This window comes from Flavobacterium sp. NRK F10 (assembly GCF_024054235.1).
GTDB lineage: Bacteria > Bacteroidota > Bacteroidia > Flavobacteriales > Flavobacteriaceae > Flavobacterium > Flavobacterium sediminis.
The window spans coordinates 842,281-866,492 of the sequence record NZ_JAMXLC010000001.1 but is presented as its reverse complement, the minus strand read 5'-3'; the positions used below and the strand labels follow the sequence as shown (position 1 = coordinate 866,492).

The window sequence follows — 24,212 nt, the reverse complement described above, 5'->3', positions numbered from 1 at the left end:
AATTTATATTCATACATTTGTTGTAACCTACTAATTAAAACATGAAGAAGATTTGTTTCGTTGTTTCAAGCCCCTTGACGGCTCAAGCCTTTATGCTTAAACATTTTGAGTATCTGTCTCAGGAGTTTGATATTACATTAGTAGCTAATTTTGAAACAGAGGAACAACATGCTATTTCCTTTGTGAAAGAAACTAAGAATATAAAGATTGTACGGAATATTAATCTTTTGTCAGACTTAGCGGCGTTGTACGAACTCTATAAATACCTAAAACAACAGCATTTTGATGCTATACATTCCATAACTCCCAAAGCAGGATTAATTGCTACTTCAGCAGCATGGCTGGCAGGAGTAAAACTTCGGATACACATTTTTACAGGACAGGTTTGGCATACACAAACCGGATTAAAAAAGAAATTGTTACAGTTCTTAGATAAGGTAATGGTCTTTTTTGCTACGGATATATTAGTGGACGGCCAATCACAACGAGATTTTCTAATACAGAATCACATCATCAAAGACCAAAACTCAAAAGTATTAGGAAAAGGTTCTATCAGTGGTGTTGATGTGTCCAAGTTTGTACCCGATCAGGGGATAAAGAAAGAGTTGAGAAGACAATTAGGGTATTCAGATGATGAGGTGGTGTTTACTTTTTTAGGAAGGATGAATCGCGATAAAGGAATTTTAGATTTAGTAACAGCATTTAAAAGATTACATCAGGAATTTCCTCAAGCAAAACTTTTATTGATAGGGGCAGACGAAGAAAATTTACGACCGGAAATTGAACAGATGCAAAAAGAAGGGATTTTCTTTTTCGGGTTAACCCGAAAGCCTCAGGAAACACTACAAGCGGGAGATGTTTTTTGTTTGCCGAGTTACAGAGAAGGTTTCGGAACCAGTGTCATTGAAGCTTCGCTTCTGCAAATGCCTGTGATTTGTAGCGATACGTACGGTTTGACAGAAACAATTGTGGATAATGAAACAGGGTTGCGACATAAAGTGGCGAATAGTGAAGATCTTTACAAACAAATGAAAATATTGTTTTTAGATGCCAATCTAAGAAAGGCGATGGGCGAAGAAGGAAGGCAATATGTTTTGAAATATTTTTCGGCAGATGAAATTTCACGCCATTGGTTAGCATTCTATAAGGAAAAACTAAATTAAAAATGTACGCAAAAGTATTCAAACCTTTATTCGATTTTGTTTTAGCATTTGTTGCTTTTGTGTTGCTTTTGCCATTATTTGTGATAATAACATTTTTGCTGGCCATTGCAAATGAAGGAAAACCATTCTTTTTTCAAAAACGCCCCGGAAAAAACGAAAAGATATTTAGCATCATCAAGTTTAAGACCATGAACGATAGAAAAGATGCACAAGGAAATTTATTGCCTGATGCAGATAGGTTAACTGTGGTCGGGAATTGGGTGCGAAGATTATCATTGGATGAAATTCCACAATTGTTGAATGTTCTCAAAGGAGATATGAGTTTAATAGGGCCGCGCCCGTTATTACCGCAATATCTTCCTTTATATGATGATTTTCAGAGGAGAAGACACGAGATCAAACCTGGAATTACGGGTTGGGCACAAGTGAATGGAAGAAATGCATTAGATTGGCAAACTAAATTCAGATATGATGTGTGGTATGTAGATCATGTTAGTTTTTTTACCGATTTAAAAATAGTATATTTGACAGTCAAAAAAGTCCTGAAAAAAGAAGGGATAAATCAACAAGGACAGGCAACAACAGAGGCCTTTAAAGGAAATTAAAAATGGGAGCAACAATACAAGCTATAGAATATGTTTTTCCAAAAAATAAAGTGACAAACAAAGATTTGGCACTACAATTCCCGGACTATGATTTTAAGAAGTTTGATGACAAAGTAGGCGTTAGTTGTCGTTATTATGCAGATGAGGATGAAACTGGTTTGGATTTAGCCGTGCAGGCTTGCGAAAAGCTGTTTCAAAGAATAGATAGTACTACAATTGATTATATTTTATATTGTACGCAAAATCCGGATTATATTTTGCCTACAACAGCTTGTCTTTTACAAGACAGGTTAGGGTTGCCTACAACAGTCGGAGCTTTGGATGTTAATTTGGGATGTTCAGGCTACACTTATGTTTTAAGCTTAGCCAAAGGATTGATTAATTCCGGTCAGGCTAAAAATATTTTAGTTGTAACAGCAGAAACATACTCTAAAATCCTCAATGAAAAGGATTGTTCAAACAGAGCCATTTTCGGAGATGCAGCTACCGCAACTTTAGTGTCATACACTGAAGAAGAGAATTTCGGCAACTTCTTGTTCGGAACGGATGGCTCAGGTGTAGAAAAACTATTTGTGAAGAATGGGGGTTCAAAATATAAATTAGAAAGTAACCCGGAATTAAAGATGTACGGAAGTAGTAATTTTTATACGGATAATGATTTGTACATGAACGGACCTGAGATTTTCCATTTTACAGGAGAAGTTGTGCCGGGATTTGTAGAAAAATTATTAGAAGCCAATCAAGTAGAAAAAGATTATATAGACCAATATATTTTTCATCAGGCAAATGCTTTTATGCTGAATTTTTTGAGAAAGCGATTAAAAATAGAAGAAGAGCGCTTTTTTATTGATTTACGAGACGGAGGAAACACTGTTTCATCAACTATTCCAATCGCATTAAAGAAATACAGTCAGGACATAACAGAGAAGGAAACTCTTTTACTGGTTGGTTTCGGAGTAGGGTTGTCTTGGTCAGGAGGATTAGTTACCATAAATAATAAATTATAACTGAAAATGAATAAAGCTGAATTTATCAAAGGTTTAGAAGAAGAATTAGAGTTAGAGATCACGTTAACAGCAGAAACGGATTTAAAAGGATTAGACGAATGGGATTCCATGGCTGCTATGCTTTTAATAGGATATGTCTCTAATGAGTTTGGTTTGACTTTAACAGCAGACGATATTAAGAATATCTCAACAGTACAATCTTTGATCGAGCGTATCGGAGTAGAAAAATTCAACTAAAATGCTACAACATTTTAAAGGTATCCATATTACAGCTTTAAAAACCTGTGTTCCGTCTCAGGTTGTGTCCAATGCTTTTTTTGAAGAACTGCTGAGTCCCAAAGAAATCAAGATCTTTGAAAAAACAGTCGGGATTAAAAACAGACGTTGGGCTACTGATAATATAACGGCTCTTGATTTAGGATTTGAAGCTGCTAATTCATTATTGAAAGAACATGATGTTGCTTCTTCTGAAGTTGAATGTCTGATCTTTTTAAGTCAGACTCCGGATTATAAGATACCTTTTTCATCTAACATTTTACAAGCTAAGCTGAATTTGCCGCAAAATGTCCTGTGTCTGGATATAAATGCAGGCTGTGCCGGATTTGTTCAAGGATTAGGAACCGCTTTCTCTATAGCGCAAACGATTAAAGGGAAAGTGCTTTTTATCGTCGCAGAGACCTTATCTAAAATATTGTCACACAAAGACAGAGGGACTTCTATGCTTTTTGGTGACGGAGCTGCGGCCATGTTGATTGAGAGAAGTACAGACGATGTTTCCGAAACGTATTTTCAGTATTTTTCAGACGGCAATAACGCAGATGCGATCATGATTCCCGACGGAGGTTGTCGCAATGTGGTTACTTCTCATAGTTTTGAAATAGAGAAGGACGATAAAAACAATCAAAAAAACCGCTTGCAATTGGCAATGGATGGAGCTCGTGTGCTTGATTTTACTTTACGGGAAGTGGCGCCGAGTATTTTACAGATTTTAAAGCAAGCCAATTTGGATAAAGAGCAAATAGGCGCTTTTTTACTGCATCAGTCCAATCAGTTTATTATCAAACAAATTGCAGCACAATTAGGTGTTGAAGCCCAAAAATTCCCGATCAATATTGATCAGTTCGGTAATACCAGTGGTGTTTCAATTCCTTTATTGATACAGTCTCAAGCAGAAAATAATAATGAATTAGATAAGCTTATCCTCAGTGGATATGGCTCAGGATTAAATTGGGCAAATGGAATTATAAGCCTTAAACAAACAAAAATTTACCCCCAAATCGAATTATAAAAACAAATAAAATGAAAAATGTCCTTGTAACGGGAGCAACTTCAGGTATAGGAAAAGCAACTTGCAATAGTTTGCTTAAGGAAGGATACCGGGTTTTTGCTTTGGGCAGAGATATAGAAAAAATAAAAGACCTGCTAGACCAATTTTCTGAACAGTTACATTTTTTAGCAATTGATTTGAATTCATATCAAGAATATACTAAAATTTTTGACGGATTTTTGTCAGGTCAAAAGTTGGACGGTTTGGTACATTGTGCCGGAATGGAAGAAACCTTGCCTATTAGTTTATATACGCCGGAAGCAGTTCAGCGTATTTTTAATATCAATGTTTTTTCCGGAATTGAATTAATGCGATTTTTTGCCAAGAAGAAGTATTCTAACGAAGGAGCCAGCGTGGTCTTTTTAGCATCTGTGATGGCCACTTTGGGACAAGCCGGAAAAACCGGTTATTGCGCTTCCAAGTCAGCCATTTTAGGAATGGTAAAGTCATTGGCATTAGAATTGGCTAAACGCAAAATACGGGTTAATGCAATTTCTCCGGGTGTGGTGAACACACCAATGACACAAAAATTGTTTTCTCAGATAGAGGAAGACAATATTGAACGTATCAAAAGTATGCATCCGTTAGGGATTGGTGAAGTAGAGGATGTTACGCCAACAATTTTATTCTTGCTTTCTGAAGGGAGTAAGTGGATCACCGGACAAAATTTTATCATAGATGGAGGATATTCAATTCAATAATAAAAAGGAGCAGTTTTATTTAATTGGTGCCGGAGGGCTTTCGCGAGAATTAGAGTGCTGGATGGATAGATCCCGATTTTCCCAATCCTATGAATTAATAGGGTACGTAGACGATAATCCGGATGTGTTGAAAGGAATTGTAAACGAATATAAGATCGTAGATGGTTTTTTCAAAGGGGAGATCTGGAAAGGGAAAAATATAGTAATGGGAATCGCAAACACAGATATAAAGCAGAAAGCTTTTGAACTATTTGCTTCAAACAACTGTAATGTGTTGTCTTTTATACACGATACGGTTCTGGTTGGAAAGAATACACAAATGGGCGCAGGAGCAGTTTTGTATCCCCGTTCCATAATATCCTGTAACGTTTCCGTTGGAGAAGGAGTGATGATCAATGCAGGAACACAAGTAGGTCACGATGTTACAATAGGCAATTATGCAAGTATTATGGCTAATGTGGATATCGGTGGCGGAGCACAGATCGGGAACAATGTTTTTATTGGTTCAAAAGCTGTTATTTTGCCTGGAGTAAAAATTCCGGACGGATGCAGGATCGGAGCCGGTAGCGTTGTGATAAAGTCAATACGACAAGTTGGTACTTATTTTGGCAATCCGGCAAAAAAGATTTTTTAGTTTAAATGATAAAGAGAATTTTTGATATCGTATTTTCACTGGTTTTGATGGTGTTGTTGGGAGTCCCGTTATCCATTTTCTGGATTTTTGCTTGCGTGGATACGAGATCAAAAGGAATCTTTATTCAGGATCGTGTCGGGCAGTACGGAAAGGTTTTTAAGATATTTAAGTTACGATCCATTCGGGATCCGGAAAAAAATAGAATTTCTTTCTACGGAAAGTTTATTCGAAAAACAAAAATAGACGAATTACCACAATTATTGAATGTACTTAAAGGAGATATGAGTGTGGTAGGACCACGCCCTGATATTCCGGGCTATTATGATCTTCTGGAAGGAGAAGCACGAAAAATTTTAGAACTAAAACCCGGTCTTACCTGTGAAGCCAGTTTAAAATATGCTAATGAAGAATATATTTTAGCCCAACAGGAAGATCCTTTGCATTATAATGATACCGTCTTATTCCCGGATAAGATAAAAATGAATTTAGCCTATTACTATGAGCATAATCTGTTTAAAGATATTATGATTATAGTGAAAACCATAAAAAAAGTAATATGAATCCGGATAAAATTTGGCTTTCTTCCCCGCACATGGGAGGAAATGAAAAAAAATATATTGAAAGTGCTTTTGCTGAGAATATTGTAGCGCCATTAGGACCTAATGTTACTGGCTTTGAGTACGATCTGGAGACTTTTTTACAAGACGGAGTTCATGTGGCGGCCTTGAGTTCAGGAACAGCAGCGATACATTTAGGATTGGTTCTATTAGGAGTTCAGGCAGGAGATGAGGTGCTTTGTCAAAGTATGACATTCTCAGCTTCGGCAAATCCTATTATGTATTTAAGTGCAATTCCGGTATTTATAGACAGCGAACCGGATACCTGGAATATTTGTCCGCAGGCATTGGAAGATGCTATAAAAGACAGGATCAGTAAAGGAAAGAAACCTAAAGCAATCATTGCAGTTCACTTATACGGAATGCCCTATAAAATTGATGAGATAAGGACAGTAGCACAAAAATATGAGATACCGATATTAGAAGATAGTGCCGAAGCCTTAGGAAGTACTTATAAAGGACAAAAATGTGGAACATTCGGAGATGTTGCAGCACTTTCTTTTAATGGGAATAAGATCATTACAACTTCCGGAGGAGGAGCATTAGTAACACATAATTTGTCGATTAAAGAAAAAGCAGTCTTTTTGGCCACTCAGGCGAGAGATACAGCGCCTTATTATCAGCACAGTCATATAGGGTACAATTATAGGCTGAGTAATATTTCGGCCGGTATTGGTAGGGGGCAAATGGAAGTTCTGGAGCAGCATATAGCTTTGAGACGTGATATGCATGAGTTCTACCGACAGGTATTTAAAGATTTTCCTGAAATAGAAGTTTTTAGTGAACCCGATAATGATTTTTATTCTAATCATTGGTTGACTGCTATTACAATAAATGCAAAAAAATCAGGAAAGACTGCTGAAGATTTAAGACAGACCTTAGTAAAAGATAATATAGAGTCGAGACCTTTGTGGAAACCGATGCACTTACAGCCTGTTTTTGGTCAATATCCTTATTATGGAGGAACTATTGCTTCTGATTTGTTTTCCAAAGGGTTATGTTTGCCTTCAGGGTCTAATTTAACTGATAATCAAAAAGATAGAATTAAAAATAGTATAAATGGATTTTTAAAGGATGAATAAATTAAAATGAAATAGTTTTATTACTTTTGTTCTATTAAGCACCAAATTAACCTAGCCCGAAATTGCAACCTGATAAAAACATATTTTCGAAAAAATCCCTCTTAAAAGATATGTCTAAAGATTTTTTTGAGAATCGATTTACAAATCTGGGGTACCTTCCCAGATGGATTATTTTTTGTATTGATATCGGAATACTTATAATAGCAAGTTTTCTAACCCATTATATTGTGCAAAATTTAACCCTACGCAACTATGATACCTATTCAATGGTTGTTCGTTACGGGATAATTATATTTGCTAATATTTTCTCATTTGTCGTTTATCGTACCTATGCCGGAATCATAAGGCACTCCAGTTTTGTAGATGCTTATAAATTACTGTTCTCTACTTTTACGGCTTTGATTATTCTGGTAACTTTAAACTACCTGCATTATTTTATTGACGGAGCCAAAATTTTTCTGATTCCTTCATTAGTCATCTATTTTGTGATTTCCTTCATTTTACTATTGGCCTTCAGGATATCAATTAAGTTTTTGTTTGAAAAATATTTAATCCCTATAAACGCAGGGCAGTTAACAAGGGTTGCTATTTACGGATCGGGAGCCAATTCTATTTCGCTGGCAAATGCAATCAATGTTGAGCAACCCAAACGTTTTATTCTGGTTGGTTTTATCGATACTAAAAAGTCTCGTTTAAATAAAGAAGTGCTGGGAGTTCCTATTGTATATAAGAAAAAAGGAATTGCTTCGATCTTACGTTTTTTAAATGCCGATGCTATCATTATTTCTGATAAAAATATTTCAAATGAAGAAAAATTAGAAATTGTAGAAGAGTGTTTGGAATACAATTACAAGATATTAACTGCGCCTACGATCGTAGACTGGAAAGATCAAAGAGAGATCTCGAAAAGTCTTAAGAAATTTGAAATTAAAGATCTGTTAGAGCGTCCGCCTATTGTTTTAGATAATCAGAAGATCGTTTCCCAGATACAGAATAAAGTCTTATTGATAACAGGCGCTGCCGGTTCCATTGGTAGTGAGATCGTAAATCAGGTTTTATTGTTTAAACCTAAAAAGATTGTTTTGTTAGATCAGGCTGAAACACCTTTACATCATTTGAGTATTGAGTTAGGGAAGTTGGACAGTCAGACGGAGATCATTCCTATGGTAGCTGATATTAAAGATAAACGGATTTTAGAGTTTTTATTTGATAAATACAGACCTTCCATTGTTTATCATGCAGCAGCATACAAACATGTTCCTCTTATGGAAGAGAACCCTTATCAGGCAATTGTGACCAATGTTTTAGGGACGAAAAATTTAGCAGATGTGTCAGTGAAATACGAAGTTGACCGATTTGTAATGGTATCAACGGATAAAGCCGTTAACCCTAGTAATATAATGGGGGCAAGTAAACGTATTGCGGAAATCTATGTGCAGACTTTATATTTTAACGCTCAGAGAGAGCATAAAGAGTGCACGACCAAATTTATTACGACGCGTTTTGGAAACGTATTGGGGTCAAATGGCTCTGTAGTGCCGTTGTTTACAAAACAAATACAAGAAGGAGGACCGGTTACGATCACTCACCCTGATATTATCCGTTATTTTATGACGATACCGGAAGCTTGCCAACTGGTTTTAGAGGCGGGTTCTATGGGGCAAGGAGGAGAAATATATATATTTGATATGGGTAAACCGGTTAAAATTATTGATCTTGCCCGAAAAATGATCCGCTTGGCAGGCTATGTACCGGATAAAGAAATTCCGATAAAAATAGTAGGCCTGAGACCCGGAGAAAAACTGTATGAAGAACTACTGAACGATAGTGCTAAAACTCTACCAACCCACCATGAGAAGATCATGATCGCGGTGGAAAAAAGTGAATTAGATTTTGAAGATGTAAAACAATATATTCAGAAGTTTAATAATTTGTCCGAAGATTTGAAAACGGAAGAGATGGTTCGCTTAATGAAAGAGATCGTGCCGGAATTCAAAAGTATGAATTCACAGTTTGAAAAGTTAGATGTGGTCAACTAAAGAATGTTATATTTGTAAAAATTCCGAAATGAAGATAAAAAATACCCCTATATACTCCTGTTGTTTGCTGTTGATCATTTTTTTGAGTCTTACCTCATGCGTTTCCAGAAAAAAAATGGTTTATATGTATAACGAAAACGGGCAAGCTGACAGTTCTGCTGTGAGTTATAATCCGGTTTTGCAACCTGATGATGTTTTATTCATTGTCGTGTCCTCACAAAATCCGGAAGTAGTGGCGCCTTATAACCTAAATTCGGTAGCTATTCAGGGAACATCAGAAGAGTCTTTTGAGCGCAGTCGTTTACAAACGTATATAATTGATAAAGAAGGGAATATTGAGTTCCCGTCTGTCGGGACAATTAAACTGGGAGGTTTAACGCGGGAAGAAGCAGTGACACTATTAAAAGATACTCTTAAAGATTATGTGAGTGATGCAACGATCAATCTCCGTATTCTCAATTATAAAGTCTCTGTTTTGGGGGAAGTAAATAAACCCGGGAGTTTTTCGATCAGTAGTGAACGGATTACAGTGTTAGAAGCAATCAGTAAAGCCGGAGATCTAACGATCTATGGTCGAAGGGATAATGTGTTGTTGATTAGGGAACAGGATGGTGTGAAAACGACTCAGAGAATTGATCTGACAAAGTCTGATTTTATCAATTCGCCCTATTATTATTTAGCACAAAACGATGTGATTTATGTGGAACCGAATAAGACCAAAGTAAATTCATCTGCGATCGGACCGAATCTGACTTTAGGAATTTCTTTAGTTTCCATTTTAGCCTCTTTTATAGTATTGGTAACACGATAATTGTATGATGACAACGCCGCAAAATAGTCCAGGTTCCGATAAAAATAGGTTCAATCTAAAGATTGAAATAGAACGCTATTTAGAACATTGGCGTTGGTTTGTTATCGGTTTATTGGTTACATTTTTCGGAGCTTTTCTATACCTTAGGTATTCCATTCCGCAATATAAAGCAAATGCTACTATTTTAGTTAAGGACGCCATTAAGGGAAATATGACAACAGAACTCGAGGCATTCAGAGAATTAGGACTTATCGGGAATGTCAAAGGGAATGTGGATAATGAGATTGAAGTTCTAAAATCGAGAACTCTTATAGAGTCAACCATTAGGGCATTGCAATTAAATGTTGCCTATTACGGTTTGGGAAGAGTAAAATCAGAAGAGATCTACAATGAATCTCCCATACAAGTGTTGTTTTTCAATACAACGAAAGTATACAACAAGTACAAACATTATTATGTGGTTCAATATAAGAATGAAAAGGAGTTTGTGCTTTATAATCAATTAGAGCAAAAAATAGGAGAATACAATTACGGAGCCACACTTGCAATAGATGAGGTTCAGATGATGATTACCAAAGTTAACCCGGATGCAAATGATTACAGTATAGGGATCGAAGTAACGCCTGTAGAACAACTGGTTAATTATTTTAAATCAAAACTAGCTGTTTCGGTTGTGGGGAAGAATACAAGTGTAATAGAACTGAGTTTAGTTGATCCGGTAAGAGCAAAAGCAGAAGATTTCCTGAATACGTTGGTTCAAAATTATAATAATGATGCCATTCAGGATAAAAAATTTGTAGCAGAAAATACGTCAAGGTTTATCGAGCAGCGATTGAAAATAATTGCAGATGAGTTAAAAGATGTAGAAAAAGATGTAGAGACATTCAAAAGAAAAAATCATGTTACTGATATTGTCTCAGAAGCGGGGTTATTTTTAGAAAACGCAAGTGCATTTGAGAAGAAGGAGATCGAAGTGGAAACACAAATAAAAGTTGTGGAAGCTTTGTTGGAAAGGGTAACTACAGATACGAATAAAGATCTTATCCCTGCGAATATTATTCCGATGGAGGAAGGAGCAGCCAGCTTAATTGCCGGTTACAATCAGTTGATCTTAGATCGAAATCGATTGTTAAAAACAGCAACACCGAAAAACGCTGTTATTCTTACAATAGATAGTAAAATAGAAGCTTTACGTGAAAATGTAATTGCCAGTTTAGAACAATTAAAGATATCATTAAAGATTCAGCATAAAGATCTGGCAAGTCAGAGAGCAAAAATGGCTGGGAAGATTTCCCAGATTCCTACTCAGGAAAAATTATTCAGAGATATAGATAGAAAACAACACATTAAGGAAACACTCTATTTGTATTTGTTGGAAAAAAGGGAAGAAGCCGAAATTTCTTTAGCCGTTACCGAACCTAATGCAAAAGTGATCGATACGGCATTGGCTGCCAAAAATCCTATTTTTCCAAATCGGAAAATGGTATATTTAGTAGCTTTAGCTTTGGGGTTAGCAATTCCGTTTATTGTACTTTATATCATAGCTTTATTTGATACAAAGATAAAAATGGCGGCTGATGTAACGGATAATATATCCATCCCGTTTTTAGGAGAAGTGCCTAAATTTGAAGAAGATCATTTTGTTTTTGAATCGACTAATCGTTCAGCAACAGCAGAAGCATTAAGGATCGTTCGGACAAATCTTGAGTTCTTATTGAGTGACGTCAGCAGTACCATGGCTAAGACAATCTTTGTAACGTCTACCTATCCGAAAGAAGGAAAAACCTTTGTTTCCGTAAATCTGGCCTCTATAATAGCACAGTCCGATAAGCGAGTACTTTTAGTAGGTCTTGATATCAGAAACCCGAAATTAAGTGATTATTTTGATATTCCTTCTGACGGGTTGACCAATTACTTGGTTGATAAAAAAGGAACTTCAATTCAAAATTACATTGTAACCAGTAAGACGAACGAAAATCTGGCCATTTTGCCTTCCGGTGTAGTGCCGCCTAATCCGGCTGAGTTGTTGATGAGCAATAAGATCGAAGAGATGTTTGAACAATTAAAAGTTCAATTTGACTATATAGTTGTAGATACAGCACCTATAAGTCTGGTTTCAGATACGCTTATTATTGCTAAATATGCCGATGCTTTTGTGTATGTAGTCAGAGCACATGTTTTAGACAAACAAATGTTGAACCTTCCGCAAAGACTTTATAACGAAAGAAAACTTAATAACATGAGTGTTTTATTGAACGATTCGGTAATTAAGCGAAACTACGGTTACACTTATGGTTATGAGGTGATCGAAAAGCCAAGAAGCAGTTGGGAACGACTTTGGGGAATATTGTTTAAAAAGAGCTAAAAATAAAAATTAAATTTAACCGAAAAAGGCATTGTTTTCAATAGCTTTTTGTAATTGTTCCTGACTTTTGATAAGAATCTTGTTTTCAAAAGCTAAAATGTGTCCTTTATTGTGAATGTCAGAGCCAACAAAGTCAAACATGTCTTTTTTTAGTAATTGATCGGCGGCTAAAGCAACATCTTTTCCATAATAACCTACACTTGATAAAAGATTCATTTGAAATAAGCAGCCTGCCTTTTTCAGCTTCTCATATTCTTTAGGTTTGTTGTGGTAAAAAGTATAACGTTCAGGATGAGCCAGAACAGGTTTGTATCCTTCCAGTTGCAATTCAAAAAGAAAATCATACAATTGCAGCGGTGCATTTAGGTATGACATTTCAACCAAAACATATTTGTCGTCTTTCAATGTAAGTAGCTTTTCAGATTTAAAAAGCTTAACAAATTCCTCGTCAATATAATATTCTGAAGCCGCATTGAGTGCTGTTTTTTGGCTCAATTCAGGAAGAGTTCGGTGAATTTCTTCTTTTTTACTTTCAATGATTACTCTGGTATTGTCCCAAACATTGCTTTTAGTATGTGGTGTAGTGGTTACTTTGGTGAAACCTAAATCGATCATTGATTCTATAAGAAATTTACTTTCTTCAATGTTCTGAGATCCGTCGTCTATTCCCGGTAGTACATGCGAATGAATATCAATGTAATCAGACGGGATTAAATCTTTTAATTTTGGCTTAGGTTTGAGGAATGAAAACATAAAGCAAAGATATAAAAATTGATATAAAGGTAAAGCTTTTTTAACGAGGTGGTAAAGTTGTTTTTTAATAGAAAGATTTCTAATAAGAAGAACATAAAATAAGTATTTGACGGGTAAACCGATTGTTTTTTGACAAGGCTTTAATACTTCATATTTAATCCATACAATGTAGGAACTATAAAAAAATATTGTGTAGTTTTGTGTGGTTAAAAAGAAAAATACCCGCTTTGAAAATAGTAACATACGATAGTCGTTCTAAAACTAATTTCTTTAAAGAGCTTTCAGCTATATTTACGGATGTAATAAACTCTAATTTTATTGCTAAACAATTAGCTAAAAGAGATTTAAAAGCGACATACAGACAGTCGCTGTTAGGTTTCTTCTGGGCGTTCATGCCTATTGTGATGCAATCAGTAGTCTGGATATTTATTAGTGATTCAGGAATTGCTCAGTTTCAGGAAACAGCCATACCCAGACCGGCTTTTATCATTATAGGAACAACACTTTGGACTGTTTTGTTGGAATCTATCAATGGACCGATTAATAGTATCAATTCTTCAAAAAGCATTATATCTAAAATTAATTTCCCGAAAGAAGCTTTGCTGTTATCAGGAATTTATAAGTTGTTGTTCAATGCGATGTTGAAAATGATCTTGATAGTTTTCATCTTGTTCTTCTTTAAACTGTCACCGGGAACTACTCTTGTTTATTTTCCTTTGTATTTGTTTATCTTTATTCTCTTGGGAACTGCAATAGGGGTTTTGCTGGCGCCAATCGGTTTGTTGTATACAGACATAGGGAGGGCAATACCTATTATCATGCAATTTCTTATGTATGCAACACCAGTGGTATTTGCAGCGCCGACTAATGGTACTTTTAGTAAAATTTTTGCGTATAATCCATTGTCGCCGTTAATCAATTCTGCAAGAAATTGTTTGGTCGGACTGCCATTAGATAATCCGCAGCTATTACTGTATATTATCCCTATTTCAACAATAGTATTGTTACTAGGGTTAGTAGTTTTGAGAAACTCTTTGCCTATAATTATTGAAAAGATATCAAGCTGATGCAGGAAGTTAAACACAAAGAGACATTAGTGACCGTTGAGAATGTGTCAAAGAAGTTTTCAAAAGATTTGAAAACCAGCCTTATGTATGGGTTTAAAGATATCCTGAAGATCATGTTTGGGATATTGCCGGAAAAGAGCAAGCTTCGAAAAAGTGAGTTCTGGGCGGTAAAAAATGTAAGCTTTAGTTTGAGAAGAGGAGAATGTATCGGACTGATAGGGCATAACGGAGCAGGAAAAAGTACTCTCTTAAAAGTTTTGAATGGCTTATACGCACCCGATGAAGGGAAAATAACGATAAAAGGAAAAATAGGGGCTCTGATTGAATTAGGAGCCGGTTTTAATCCAATCCTTACGGGTAGGGAAAATATCTATAATAATGCTTCTATTTTAGGGTTTGCCAAGGCAGAAGTCGATGCTAAAATGCAATCGATCATTGAATTTTCTGAAATGGAAGATTTTTTAGATATGCCCGTAAAAAACTATTCTTCAGGAATGAAGGTACGTCTGGGATTTGCTATTGCAGCACATTTAGAACCGGATGTATTGATCATTGATGAAGTTTTAGCCGTGGGAGATTTAGGATTTGTCCTTAAGTGCTTTAAGAAAGTCGACGAATTACTACCCAATACAGCTATAATTTTCGTTTCACATAATATGCCCATGGTATCCCGAATATGTAATGAAGTAGTATTAATGGATCATGGAAAAGTAGAATATCAGGGCTATAATGTGGCAAAAGGAATTGAACTGTATTACAATAAGTTTGCAGGAAGTTCTCAGAATATGGTTTTTAATGATGGTTCTCTGGAACTGGTTTCCTGCAAGACCAATTTGGTGGAAGGAAAAGTAGTTCGTCATCAGGATATAGAAGTGGAATTGTTGTTCGGAATCCGTAAAAACCTGAAATTTTATCCGAAGGTTTATTTGGAGTTTAAGGACAAGGATCTAAGACCGATTGCCGGAACCCAATCTGAGAGTAAACTGGAGATAAACGAAGAGAAAGAACAACTTAAATATACCTTTGTTATTAAGAATTCTTTATTCACTTTAGGAAAATATAATGTTGATCTCAGCATTAAAAGTAACGAGACCGATTCTCCCGTTTTAAGAATAAACAATCTTATCGATTTTGTTTGTGAAGGAGAAAAAAGTTTATGGGTGCCTATTGAATTAGAATCAGATGTAGAAATAACCCAGCTCTAAAAAAACATGTATGATTAACGTAACCCAAACATATCTGCCTCCTATAGAAGAATACCGATCTTTTTTACAAAGAGCATGGGATGCAAAGTGGTTGACCAACAGAGGGCAACTGGTAAAAGAGTTGGAAGAAAAACTGATAGCTTACTTAGGTGTTGACAACCTGACTTTAACAACTAACGGAACTTTGCCTTTACAAATTGCTATAAAAGCAATGGAATTAAAAGGAGAGATTATCACAACGCCCTTTAGCTATGTTGCTACAACCAGTTCTATAGTCTGGGAAAATTGCAAGCCGGTTTTTGTAGACATTCATCCGGACTATTTAACGATTGATGAAACTCTGATCGAGGCAGCCATAACAAATGACACGTCAGCTATTCTGGCAACACATGTATTCGGGAATCCGTGCAATGTGGAAGTTATTGAGCAAATAGCCCGCAAACATAATTTAAAAGTAATTTATGATGCGGCTCATTGTTTCGGGGTGAATTATAAGGGAAAAAGTATTTTTGACTATGGAGATGTAAGTACGTGCAGTTTTCACGCAACCAAAATATTTCACACAGGCGAAGGCGGTTGTTGGATTACCAATAATAAAGAATTACATCACAAAATATACTACCATCATAATTTCGGACATAAAAATCAAGAAGAATTTTTAGGATTAGGGACGAATGCAAAGATGAGTGAATTACAGGCAGCCATGGGTTTAGCAGTTTTCGGGCATTTGGATGAGATCTTTAAAGGACGAAAAGAAGTAGTGGGTTTTTACGATGAATACCTGAAAGATTCACCTGTTCGAAAGCTCAAAATAAGAGAAAATACAGAATGGAACTATCATTATTATCCGGTAATTTTTGATACGGAAGAAGAACTGCTGAAAGTAAAAGAAATATTGAACAGCCAACAGATCTTTCCAAGACGCTATTTTTATCCTAGTTTAAATACGTTGCCTTATCTAAAAGAACAAAAATGTGAGATAAGTGAGAGCATCAGTAAAAGGATATTGTGTTTGCCATTGTATGTCGGACTGGATAAGCGTATAGTAGAGAATATCTCAAAAACAATCAGTAATGGCTAATACGGATGCAATAGCGGTAATGCAACCTTATGTATTTCCCTATATCGGGTATTTTCAGCTTATTAACGCTGTTGATGTTTTTGTGCTGTATGATGATGTGAATTTTATAAAAGGAGGATGGATCAACAGAAACAGGATATTGTTAAAAGAAGAAGATCATACGTTTACGATATCCTGTAAAAAAATCAGTTCTTTTTCCCGAATAAATGAAATTGAGGCTAATTTTACTGAGAAAGACAAACAAAAGTTCCTGAAAAAGATTGAGCAATCCTATATAAAAGCACCCTATTTTGAAGAAGCTTTTGCAGTAGTAAAAGAAGGATTAAACGGAGAAAATCAATATATTGCCGAGATGTGCAAAAAGAGCATATCCAGTGTGTTGGGCTATTTAGATATCGATACAAAACTTACCGTCAGTTCTGTTGAATTTAGTGATACTTTAGGGATGGGAAGAGCAGACAGATTAATTGAGATGACTAAAAGATCAGGAAAGTCAATGTATATCAATGTCATCGGAGGAAAAGAACTGTATGACAAAGAATACTTTGAACAAAATGGAGTGGAACTAAGTTTTATAAAATCGGATAGTACAATTCAATACAAACAATTCGACAACGATTTTGTTCCGTGGCTTTCTATAATAGATGTAATGATGTTCAATAGCAAAGAAGAAATAAAACAAATTTTAACTCAATATACATTGATTTAATGAAGCGTATCGCCATACATAGCGTGCCTAGGTCAGGTTCTACATGGCTAGGGCAAATTTTCAATAGCAATCCTAATGTGAAATATGCCTATCAGCCCTTGTTTTCGTATGCACTGAAAGGATATCTTAAAGAAGACTCATCAAAAGAAGAAATTGCTGCTTTTTATCAGGAATTATTGCTTACAAATGATGATTTTATCAATCAGAAAGAAGCAAAAGAAAAAAAGTTAATTCCTGAGTTAAAAAAAAATGACATTATTACGCATGTGGTCTACAAAGAAGTCAGGTATCATAACATCGTAGCAAACCTTTTAGAGAAGGATAAAGAAGTGAAGGTAATAGGCTTGGTCAGAAACCCGTTGGCAGTAATTGCCTCTTGGTTGTTGGCACCTAAAGAATTCAGAAAAGATTTGGGTTGGGATGAATCGGAAGAATGGCAGTTTGCACCCAAAAAAAATCTGGACAAACCGGAAGAATTTAATGGCTTTGAAAAATGGAAAGAAGTAACAGCTCTCTTTTTAACCTTAGAGAAAAAATACCCTTCACGTTTTAAATTGGTCGACTATGATGATTTATTGACAGATACAGTAACGACAGTAAAAGATATTTTTCATTTTTGCGAAATACCATTTACAGAAGAAACAGAGCGTTTTATGTCTCAGGCAAAACAAGTCAACAATACAGACGCATACAGTGTTTTTAAAACCAAAAAACTCGATAATCAGTGGGAAGATAGTTTAGACCGACAAATCGTAAAAGCAATAACCACAGATTTAGAAAATACACCTTTAGAAAAATTTTTACATTTATGAAATTCGACTTTTTAATAAGTTCTGAGCGTTCCGGAAGCAATTTGATTACAAAGTTAATTGATAATCATTCCCTTTATTGCGGGCCAACACCACCGCATTTGCTTCGTGTTTTTGATCCGGTTATGGATAAATACGGGAATCTGGAAGAAGAAGCTAACTGGGATGCATTTATTAAAGATATACACGATTTTTTTTATTGTAAAATAGGAGTCTGGAAATCAGATTTTAGTAAAGAAGAATTAAAGAGCGTAGCTCCCAGAACCCTTGCAAATGTGGTTCGCTATATTTATGAGAAAGAAGCGAAAGCACATCATAAAACAAAAGTTTTTGTAAAAGAAGTCAGAACCTATGATTTTTTTAACGCTGTAGTGCAAGGTTTTGATGATGCAAAATTTATCTGGTTAGTCAGAGATCCGAGAGATATGGCATTGTCATGGAGTAAATCTCCGGTTCATAGAGGCGATATTGTTCGTTCTGCAAGAGTTTGGGCAAAAAACCAAGCAGAAACCTTAAAGCTTTTTAAACAATTTCCCGACAAAATTTTGTTGGTGAAATACGAAGACCTCATATTAAACCAAGATGCAGAATTGCAAAAAATCTGTAATTTTCTGGATATTGCGTATGAAACCACAATGGTAGATTACCACAAAAATAAAATTTCCAGAGAAAATGCAGTACAAACAGATAACTGGAAAAATTTAGATAAATCGATTATTAAAGACAATTCGAAAAAATATTTAAAGTCGCTGACCAAAGAACAAATTCAGTTCATAGAATATGTGTGCCAACACGAGATGGAGGCTTTAAATTATCCGTTTGAGTTTCCTGTCCTTTCAGCCGAAGAATTTGACGTAATAGAACCTTTATTACAAAGAGAAGAGCGACATGAAAAAGCGGAATATCAGTTGATCGATGACGAAGAAAAAAGAAAACGGGAAAAATGGTATAAAAAATTTACTGAAATTCAAGAACTGTAACTAAGATGGAAAAGGAGAATCCTCATGAAATACCGATGGTCAGTATATGCTGTTTAACGTATAATCACGAAAAATATGTTAAACAGGCTCTAGATGGTTTTTTGATGCAAAAAACAAACTTTCCGTTTGAGATTGTAATTCATGATGATGCTTCCACTGATAATACAGCCAATATCATAAGGGAATATGCAGATAAGCACCCTGATGTTTTCAAACCTTTATTACAAACAGAGAACCAGCGGTCTAAGTTTGGCGGAGGTATGAATCCACGTTTTAATTTTCCCAGAGCCAAAGGGAAGTATATAGCCATTTGTGAAGGAGATGATTATTGGACAGATCCGTATAAACTTCAAAAACAAGTCGATTTTTTAGAGAATAATCAGGAATATGTTCTTTGCTTCCATGAGGTAAAGATTTTAAAACCCGACGGGGAATTAGTAGCGGATTATATAACAAAGGTTCCTGAGAACTATCAAACGCAAGAAGATTTTGCAAGATATGGGAATTATATTCATGCACCTTCCGTACTATTTAAGAATGTAATTGAAACCTTTCCGGAAAGTTTCTGGAAAACACCTGTAGGCGATTTTTTTATTTATATGCTCGTAACAAATTACGGCAAAATGATAAAACTTAATGATGTCATGTCGGTTTACAGAGCCGGAAGCGGGGTTTGGAGTACACAATCTGCTTACCCTAAAAATTTCAGGACAGCTTATGCCCATGCTTTGATTATCGAAAGCATGGAAGAAAATAAAAAAGTCGTTCAGGCTTTGTTAGGGCGAATCCGACTTTTTCTACTTCGCTTTTATGAAAATATAACAGTCGATGATTTAAAGAAATTGACCACAACACCTGAGGTACAACAAGTAGTTTATGAATCTTTACAGGAAATAATTCAGGAAAAAGACCGCTTGTTAGAGAAAGAAAAAGAAAACCATATTGACAACGTAGCCACAAAACATCTGATTACAAAATTGTTCAAACAAGTGAAAAAGAAAATATGGAAAAGCCGCTAGTATCCGTTTGTTTGCCGATTTATAACGGAGAGAAATATTTAGAAGAAGCACTGCACAGTATAAAAGAACAAACCTATTCTAATATTGAGGTAGTGATCAGTGACGACAATTCCAAAGATAACTCTCGAAATATTGTTGAACGTTTTAAGACTTCAGTAAATTTTCCTGTTTTTATTTATCAGCATGAACCGCAAGGGATCGGGGCCAATTGGAACAACAGTGTCAAAAAAGCAAACGGAGAATTTATCAAATTCCTTTTTCAGGACGACCTTTTAGAACCAGCCTGCATTGAAGAAATGGTCCATTTAGCATTACAGGATAAGGCAATAGGATTAGTGTTTTGTAAGCGAAAATTTATTCATGACCAAACCAACCCTCAACATATTGAATGGTTGGAAAGAAGCGGAAGTTTACACCAAACCTGGAAAAGCGCGGATTTTGAAAAAAACAGGATAATGACTGGTAGAAAACTGTTGAATGATGAGAATCTGTTACAGTCGCCGGTAAACAAAATAGGCGAACCGACCGCAGTATTGATCCGTAAAGAGTGTTTTGAAAAAGTAGGATATTTTGATACCCGACTGAAACAAATACTGGACTATGAATATTGGTTTCGTATCTTTAAAAAGTATCATATCGCCTTTGTTGATAAAGAACTTGTAACGTTCCGGCTACATGACCAGCAGGCAACAGCCGTTAATCAGAGAAAAGCTGTTGACGAATCAGAACAGATCAGAAGAATTGTTTATAAGAACTACTTCTGGCAAATACATCCATATTATAGAAAGAACTTTTTCTTGCGATATAATTTTTTCGGGAAAGTACTAAAGAAAGTAACCCGAATGTTAAAAAGATTAAAGTAATGCCCAGCCCTAAAGTTTCCATATTAGTTCCGAATTATAATCACGCCTCTTTTTTGGAGAAAAGGTTAGATAGTATATTTAACCAGACCTTTCAGGATTTTGAAGTGATATTGTTAGACGATTGCAGTACAGATAATAGTGTTGAAGTATTGAACAAGTACAGTAGGAATGAAAAAGTAGCACACTTTACAGTTAATGAAGTCAATACAGGAAGTCCGTTTAAACAATGGCAAAAAGGATTTGAATTGGCAAAAGGCGAATGGATATGGATAGCAGAAAGCGATGATTATGCTGATTATACTTTCTTGGAAAAACTACTAAACTTTAGTAAAGAAAATAATGAAACTCCTGATTTGATTTACAGTCAGTCAAATGATGTGGATGAAGAAGGGAACTTTGTAGAAAACCGGATCGGTTACACCGAAAATTTTACGCCTAATGTATGGCATAATAGCTTTATAATCGAAGGGCATGAATTCGTTGAAAAATATTTGAAAGTAAAGTGCGTTATACCCAATGCAAGCGCAGTGCTGTTTAAAAAGACCTTGTTGAAAGAAGCAGTAATGAACAGCGGTTTTTTAAAGATGCGAATTTGTGGCGACTGGTATTTCTGGATTCGCCTGCTGCAGCAAGCTAAAGTTGGGTTTTATAATGAACCGCTTAACTCTTTCAGATTTCACAGAAACGTAACCCGCAATCAGCGAAACTATCAAAAGATATTTATTCGATGCTCTGAAGAAAAAACGATACGGGACTATCTGAACACAACGTATAAAGCCGATCAAAAAGAAGAGGCAGCAGTTTTGTACGAACGATGGTTTAAGAACAATAGTATCTCTAAATTGTTCAGTAAAGAATTTTATGCAGTAAAATTGAGATCAACATCTTATTATAGCTATATTAAAAAGTTTTTTGAGGTTCATAGAACAAGAGAGAAATTACTAAAGAAGTTCAGAAGATGAGAATTGCCATTGTCGTAAATAAGTTTCCCGTGTTAACAGAAACATTCATTGTCAATCAGATCACCTCATTAATTGATGGCGGACATGATGTTACGATTTTGTCCCTGACCAAAGGAGAAACGGAAAATTGCCATGAAGCAATCCGTCAATACCATTTATTGGACAAAGTACATTACCTGATAAAAGAACCGAAACGTAAAACAACCCGCTTTACATTTTTTATTAAATGCCTCTTAAAAAACAGCAAGCGATATAAGGTAAGTAAAGTCATAAAGGCATTAAATATTTTTCGTTACAAAACACAAGCTGTGTCATTGCATACTTTTTACAGAAACCAGTGGTTTTTAGGTGAAGATTTTGATGTTATTCATGCTCATTTTGCTTCTGTCGGAGTGTTTATTACCGGATTAAGGAAAGATGGTTTTTTCCCGAAATCAAAATTGGCTGTTTCATTTCACGGTTCGGATATCATTCCTCAGAATATCGAAAGATACAAGCAAAACTATAAATTGCTGTTCGAGAAAATGAATTTAATCACCTATAATTCAGAATATACCTTGGCTGTTTTAGAGAAAACAACAACAATCGATTCCAGATTCAAGTTGTTGCCTGTAGGATTAGATGTCAATAAATTCAAAACAGCTGAGACAATCGTTCGGAAAGAGCCTTTTGAAATACTCTTCTGCGGAAGACTGGTCAATTTCAAAGCACCGGATTTAGCGGTCGAAATAGTAAACGAATTAGTTAAAAAAGGACATAATATTCATTTGAGTATTGTGGGAGAAGGACCTCTACAGAAAAAACTTAAAGATCTGATCCATAATTACGGTTTAGAACAAAATATTTCTTTATTGGGAGCTATAAGTCAGGAACAAATAGTGGCTCATCTGCGAAAAACGGCTGTGTTTTTATTACCGGGAATCACTGAGGAAGAAACAAAAAGAGCAGAAAATCAAGGGCTGGTAATACAGGAAGCACAAGCAATGCAAGTTCCGGTGGTGGTCTCTGACGCAGGCGGAATGAAATACGGACTTGTTGATAATGTTACCGGTTTTGTTGTTAAAGAAAAGGATATTCATAGCTTTGTAAAAAAGTTAGAAACTTTAATCCAAAACGAACCTTTGAGAATGGAAATGGGAAAAAAAGGAAGAGCTTTCGTAGCAGAACATTTTGATTCTAAGGTTTTATATCACAAATTGTTGAGGTATTATAATTTGCTTTTAGATGAAAATTTTACACATTAATACATACGACAAAGGAGGAGCAGCTACAGCGTGTAGAAGAATTCATTTAGGTCTTTTGGAACAAGGAATTGATTCCAAGGTCTTGTATTTGAAAAAAACTAAAGAAGTAAAAGAAACCTATCAATTTCCACATCCGAAGAAGTCGTTTTCAGAAAAAATTATTGAAAAGCTAAAAAGAAAAATTTTCCCTAAACAAGATATCTTAAAGAAGTTCCGCGATCAGATAGAGATTTTTTCTTATCCCGATTCAAAGTACGATATAACACAGCACCCTTTGTATCAGGAAGCTGATATTATTCAGTTGAACTGGGTTTCAACATTTTTAGACGAAACAACCTTTTTTGCAAAGAATACGAAGCCAGTAGTTTGGAGAATGGCCGATCTGTATGCTTGCGGAGGCGGTAATCACTACGAAAAAGATTTTCCTTTTGAGGCGTTAAAGCCTTTAATAGAACACAACAAAAACATCAGAAAGAAAGCACTTTCCGGAGCAAATCTTACGATGGTCTGTATCTCCGATTGGGTAAAACAAAAAGCAGAAGCCAGTGATGTGATCGGTTCTTTTCCTAAAAAAGTCATTCATAACGGAGTAGATTTACAGGTTTTTAAACCGTATAATAAAGACTGGTCCAGATCGGTTTTTAATTTACCGATCGAAAAAAAATTACTACTGCTTGGGGCAGATTCGCTACAGAACAAAAGAAAAGGAGCCGATCTGGCACAGGAGGCATTGAATACAATTCAACAGAAGCGAAGCGATATACAAGTGGTTACATTCGGTAAAGGCGAATCTTGGAACACTGATATCATCAGTTTAGGAGAAATACAGGATGAAAGACTTTTAGCGCTTTTATATTCGGCTGCAGATCTTTTTATCATGTCGTCAATAGAAGAGGCATTCGGACAAGTGACCATAGAAGCCTTAGCCTGTGGATTACCCGTTGTTTCTTTCCCTACAGGGGGAAGTGTTAATATCATCAAGGAAGGAGAGAACGGTATTTTGGCAAAAGATTTTACAGCAAATGAATTGGCTAAAGCCATAGCTAAAGCTTTGTCTCAATCGTTTGACCTGCAAGTTATTACTGACGATGTTCAAAAAAGGTTTGACATAAAAGATAAAGTTTCAGAATACCGTAACCTTTATGAAACTATCTTACAATTAAAATAAG

Annotated in this window: 24 protein-coding genes; 23 read left to right on the top strand and 1 reads right to left on the bottom strand. The window is 35.6% G+C overall.

The features are described 5' to 3' along the window. Positions 1–41 precede the first annotated feature (41 nt). The 12 genes from NHF50_RS04055 to NHF50_RS04000 all read left to right on the top strand — a co-directional run bounded on the left by NHF50_RS04055 (position 42) and on the right by NHF50_RS04000 (position 12,351). Complete coding sequence (locus tag NHF50_RS04055) at positions 42–1,163, top strand: glycosyltransferase family 4 protein (RefSeq protein WP_252775153.1); 1,122 nt, start codon at positions 42–44, stop codon at positions 1,161–1,163. Between the two features lie 2 nt (positions 1,164–1,165). Next, positions 1,166–1,768 carry a sugar transferase gene (locus NHF50_RS04050; RefSeq protein WP_252775152.1) on the top strand — a complete coding sequence of 201 codons (603 nt, stop codon included), beginning with the start codon at positions 1,166–1,168 and terminating at the stop codon, positions 1,766–1,768. Between the two features lie 2 nt (positions 1,769–1,770). Then, complete coding sequence (locus tag NHF50_RS04045; RefSeq protein WP_109568460.1) at positions 1,771–2,775, top strand: ketoacyl-ACP synthase III; 1,005 nt, start codon at positions 1,771–1,773, stop codon at positions 2,773–2,775. 6 nt (positions 2,776–2,781) lie between these two features. Continuing rightward, positions 2,782–3,012, top strand: a complete 231-nt coding sequence (locus tag NHF50_RS04040) for an acyl carrier protein (RefSeq protein WP_109568459.1) — start codon at positions 2,782–2,784, stop codon at positions 3,010–3,012. Between the two features lies 1 nt (position 3,013). Next, complete coding sequence (locus NHF50_RS04035; protein ID WP_252775151.1) at positions 3,014–4,063, top strand: ketoacyl-ACP synthase III; 1,050 nt, start codon at positions 3,014–3,016, stop codon at positions 4,061–4,063. Between the two features lie 11 nt (positions 4,064–4,074). Continuing rightward, complete coding sequence (locus NHF50_RS04030; RefSeq protein ID WP_252775150.1) at positions 4,075–4,803, top strand: SDR family NAD(P)-dependent oxidoreductase; 729 nt, start codon at positions 4,075–4,077, stop codon at positions 4,801–4,803. After that, complete coding sequence (locus NHF50_RS04025; protein WP_109568456.1) at positions 4,781–5,437, top strand: acetyltransferase; 657 nt, start codon at positions 4,781–4,783, stop codon at positions 5,435–5,437. Before NHF50_RS04030 ends, NHF50_RS04025 begins: the two co-directional genes overlap by 23 nt. Positions 5,438–5,442: 5 nt before the next feature. Continuing rightward, on the top strand, positions 5,443–5,997 hold the full coding sequence (locus NHF50_RS04020) for a sugar transferase (protein WP_109568455.1): 555 nt from the start codon (positions 5,443–5,445) through the stop codon (positions 5,995–5,997). Continuing rightward, positions 5,994–7,136: a DegT/DnrJ/EryC1/StrS aminotransferase family protein gene (locus tag NHF50_RS04015; protein ID WP_252775149.1), complete on the top strand. Its 1,143-nt coding sequence runs from the start codon at positions 5,994–5,996 to the stop codon at positions 7,134–7,136. Before NHF50_RS04020 ends, NHF50_RS04015 begins: the two co-directional genes overlap by 4 nt. Before the next feature lie 110 nt (positions 7,137–7,246). Next, positions 7,247–9,175, top strand: a complete 1,929-nt coding sequence (locus NHF50_RS04010) for a nucleoside-diphosphate sugar epimerase/dehydratase (RefSeq protein WP_252775148.1) — start codon at positions 7,247–7,249, stop codon at positions 9,173–9,175. A gap of 124 nt (positions 9,176–9,299) precedes the next feature. Next, positions 9,300–9,986 carry a polysaccharide biosynthesis/export family protein gene (locus NHF50_RS04005; protein WP_245896528.1) on the top strand — a complete coding sequence of 229 codons (687 nt, stop codon included), beginning with the start codon at positions 9,300–9,302 and terminating at the stop codon, positions 9,984–9,986. Between the two features lie 4 nt (positions 9,987–9,990). Beyond that, positions 9,991–12,351 carry a tyrosine-protein kinase gene (locus NHF50_RS04000; protein ID WP_109568451.1) on the top strand — a complete coding sequence of 787 codons (2,361 nt, stop codon included), beginning with the start codon at positions 9,991–9,993 and terminating at the stop codon, positions 12,349–12,351. Positions 12,352–12,366: 15 nt separating this feature from the next. Here NHF50_RS04000 and NHF50_RS03995 read toward each other — a convergent pair whose 3' ends face one another. Further along, complete coding sequence (locus tag NHF50_RS03995; protein WP_252775147.1) at positions 12,367–13,104, bottom strand: tyrosine-protein phosphatase; 738 nt, start codon at positions 13,102–13,104, stop codon at positions 12,367–12,369. A 227-nt stretch (positions 13,105–13,331) separates the two neighbouring features. On the opposite strand from NHF50_RS03995, the gene NHF50_RS03990 reads away from it, so the two are divergent. From NHF50_RS03990 to NHF50_RS03940, 11 genes are read left to right on the top strand one after another with little or no spacing between them, the layout of a single operon-like run. Further along, complete coding sequence (locus NHF50_RS03990; RefSeq protein WP_252775146.1) at positions 13,332–14,171, top strand: ABC transporter permease; 840 nt, start codon at positions 13,332–13,334, stop codon at positions 14,169–14,171. Next, positions 14,171–15,376 carry an ABC transporter ATP-binding protein gene (locus tag NHF50_RS03985; protein WP_109568448.1) on the top strand — a complete coding sequence of 402 codons (1,206 nt, stop codon included), beginning with the start codon at positions 14,171–14,173 and terminating at the stop codon, positions 15,374–15,376. Before NHF50_RS03990 ends, NHF50_RS03985 begins: the two co-directional genes overlap by 1 nt. Positions 15,377–15,386: 10 nt before the next feature. Continuing rightward, on the top strand, positions 15,387–16,457 hold the full coding sequence (locus tag NHF50_RS03980) for a DegT/DnrJ/EryC1/StrS aminotransferase family protein (protein WP_252775145.1): 1,071 nt from the start codon (positions 15,387–15,389) through the stop codon (positions 16,455–16,457). Then, a complete protein-coding gene (locus tag NHF50_RS03975; RefSeq protein ID WP_252775144.1) occupies positions 16,450–17,166 on the top strand; it encodes a WbqC family protein in 717 nt (238 codons plus the stop codon). Before NHF50_RS03980 ends, NHF50_RS03975 begins: the two co-directional genes overlap by 8 nt. Beyond that, positions 17,166–17,978: a sulfotransferase domain-containing protein gene (locus NHF50_RS03970; RefSeq protein WP_252775143.1), complete on the top strand. Its 813-nt coding sequence runs from the start codon at positions 17,166–17,168 to the stop codon at positions 17,976–17,978. Before NHF50_RS03975 ends, NHF50_RS03970 begins: the two co-directional genes overlap by 1 nt. Further along, complete coding sequence (locus NHF50_RS03965; RefSeq protein WP_252775142.1) at positions 17,975–18,955, top strand: sulfotransferase; 981 nt, start codon at positions 17,975–17,977, stop codon at positions 18,953–18,955. Before NHF50_RS03970 ends, NHF50_RS03965 begins: the two co-directional genes overlap by 4 nt. Before the next feature lie 5 nt (positions 18,956–18,960). Continuing rightward, on the top strand, positions 18,961–19,974 hold the full coding sequence (locus tag NHF50_RS03960) for a glycosyltransferase (RefSeq protein WP_252775141.1): 1,014 nt from the start codon (positions 18,961–18,963) through the stop codon (positions 19,972–19,974). Further along, positions 19,959–20,837 (top strand): glycosyltransferase, encoded by an 879-nt coding sequence (locus NHF50_RS03955; protein ID WP_252775140.1) that lies wholly within the window; start codon positions 19,959–19,961, stop codon positions 20,835–20,837. The genes NHF50_RS03960 and NHF50_RS03955 overlap by 16 nt, the downstream gene beginning before the upstream one ends. Beyond that, a complete protein-coding gene (locus NHF50_RS03950; protein WP_252775139.1) occupies positions 20,837–21,799 on the top strand; it encodes a glycosyltransferase in 963 nt (320 codons plus the stop codon). The genes NHF50_RS03955 and NHF50_RS03950 overlap by 1 nt, the downstream gene beginning before the upstream one ends. Continuing rightward, positions 21,796–23,043 (top strand): glycosyltransferase, encoded by a 1,248-nt coding sequence (locus NHF50_RS03945; protein ID WP_252775138.1) that lies wholly within the window; start codon positions 21,796–21,798, stop codon positions 23,041–23,043. The genes NHF50_RS03950 and NHF50_RS03945 overlap by 4 nt, the downstream gene beginning before the upstream one ends. Then, positions 23,024–24,211: a glycosyltransferase gene (locus NHF50_RS03940; RefSeq protein WP_252775137.1), complete on the top strand. Its 1,188-nt coding sequence runs from the start codon at positions 23,024–23,026 to the stop codon at positions 24,209–24,211. Before NHF50_RS03945 ends, NHF50_RS03940 begins: the two co-directional genes overlap by 20 nt. Position 24,212: the final 1 nt, after the last annotated feature.

Coding starts and splice junctions, on each gene's coding strand:
- NHF50_RS04055 (WP_252775153.1), top strand. CDS start 42: ATGAAGAAGATTTGTTTCGTTGTTTCAAGCCCCTTGACGGCTCAAGCC.
- NHF50_RS04050 (WP_252775152.1), top strand. CDS start 1,166: ATGTACGCAAAAGTATTCAAACCTTTATTCGATTTTGTTTTAGCATTT.
- NHF50_RS04045 (WP_109568460.1), top strand. CDS start 1,771: ATGGGAGCAACAATACAAGCTATAGAATATGTTTTTCCAAAAAATAAA.
- NHF50_RS04040 (WP_109568459.1), top strand. CDS start 2,782: ATGAATAAAGCTGAATTTATCAAAGGTTTAGAAGAAGAATTAGAGTTA.
- NHF50_RS04035 (WP_252775151.1), top strand. CDS start 3,014: ATGCTACAACATTTTAAAGGTATCCATATTACAGCTTTAAAAACCTGT.
- NHF50_RS04030 (WP_252775150.1), top strand. CDS start 4,075: ATGAAAAATGTCCTTGTAACGGGAGCAACTTCAGGTATAGGAAAAGCA.
- NHF50_RS04025 (WP_109568456.1), top strand. CDS start 4,781: ATGGAGGATATTCAATTCAATAATAAAAAGGAGCAGTTTTATTTAATT.
- NHF50_RS04020 (WP_109568455.1), top strand. CDS start 5,443: ATGATAAAGAGAATTTTTGATATCGTATTTTCACTGGTTTTGATGGTG.
- NHF50_RS04015 (WP_252775149.1), top strand. CDS start 5,994: ATGAATCCGGATAAAATTTGGCTTTCTTCCCCGCACATGGGAGGAAAT.
- NHF50_RS04010 (WP_252775148.1), top strand. CDS start 7,247: ATGTCTAAAGATTTTTTTGAGAATCGATTTACAAATCTGGGGTACCTT.
- NHF50_RS04005 (WP_245896528.1), top strand. CDS start 9,300: ATGTATAACGAAAACGGGCAAGCTGACAGTTCTGCTGTGAGTTATAAT.
- NHF50_RS04000 (WP_109568451.1), top strand. CDS start 9,991: ATGATGACAACGCCGCAAAATAGTCCAGGTTCCGATAAAAATAGGTTC.
- NHF50_RS03995 (WP_252775147.1), bottom strand. CDS start 13,104: ATGTTTTCATTCCTCAAACCTAAGCCAAAATTAAAAGATTTAATCCCG.
- NHF50_RS03985 (WP_109568448.1), top strand. CDS start 14,171: ATGCAGGAAGTTAAACACAAAGAGACATTAGTGACCGTTGAGAATGTG.
- NHF50_RS03980 (WP_252775145.1), top strand. CDS start 15,387: ATGATTAACGTAACCCAAACATATCTGCCTCCTATAGAAGAATACCGA.
- NHF50_RS03975 (WP_252775144.1), top strand. CDS start 16,450: ATGGCTAATACGGATGCAATAGCGGTAATGCAACCTTATGTATTTCCC.
- NHF50_RS03970 (WP_252775143.1), top strand. CDS start 17,166: ATGAAGCGTATCGCCATACATAGCGTGCCTAGGTCAGGTTCTACATGG.
- NHF50_RS03965 (WP_252775142.1), top strand. CDS start 17,975: ATGAAATTCGACTTTTTAATAAGTTCTGAGCGTTCCGGAAGCAATTTG.
- NHF50_RS03960 (WP_252775141.1), top strand. CDS start 18,961: ATGGAAAAGGAGAATCCTCATGAAATACCGATGGTCAGTATATGCTGT.
- NHF50_RS03955 (WP_252775140.1), top strand. CDS start 19,959: ATGGAAAAGCCGCTAGTATCCGTTTGTTTGCCGATTTATAACGGAGAG.
- NHF50_RS03950 (WP_252775139.1), top strand. CDS start 20,837: ATGCCCAGCCCTAAAGTTTCCATATTAGTTCCGAATTATAATCACGCC.
- NHF50_RS03945 (WP_252775138.1), top strand. CDS start 21,796: ATGAGAATTGCCATTGTCGTAAATAAGTTTCCCGTGTTAACAGAAACA.
- NHF50_RS03940 (WP_252775137.1), top strand. CDS start 23,024: ATGAAAATTTTACACATTAATACATACGACAAAGGAGGAGCAGCTACA.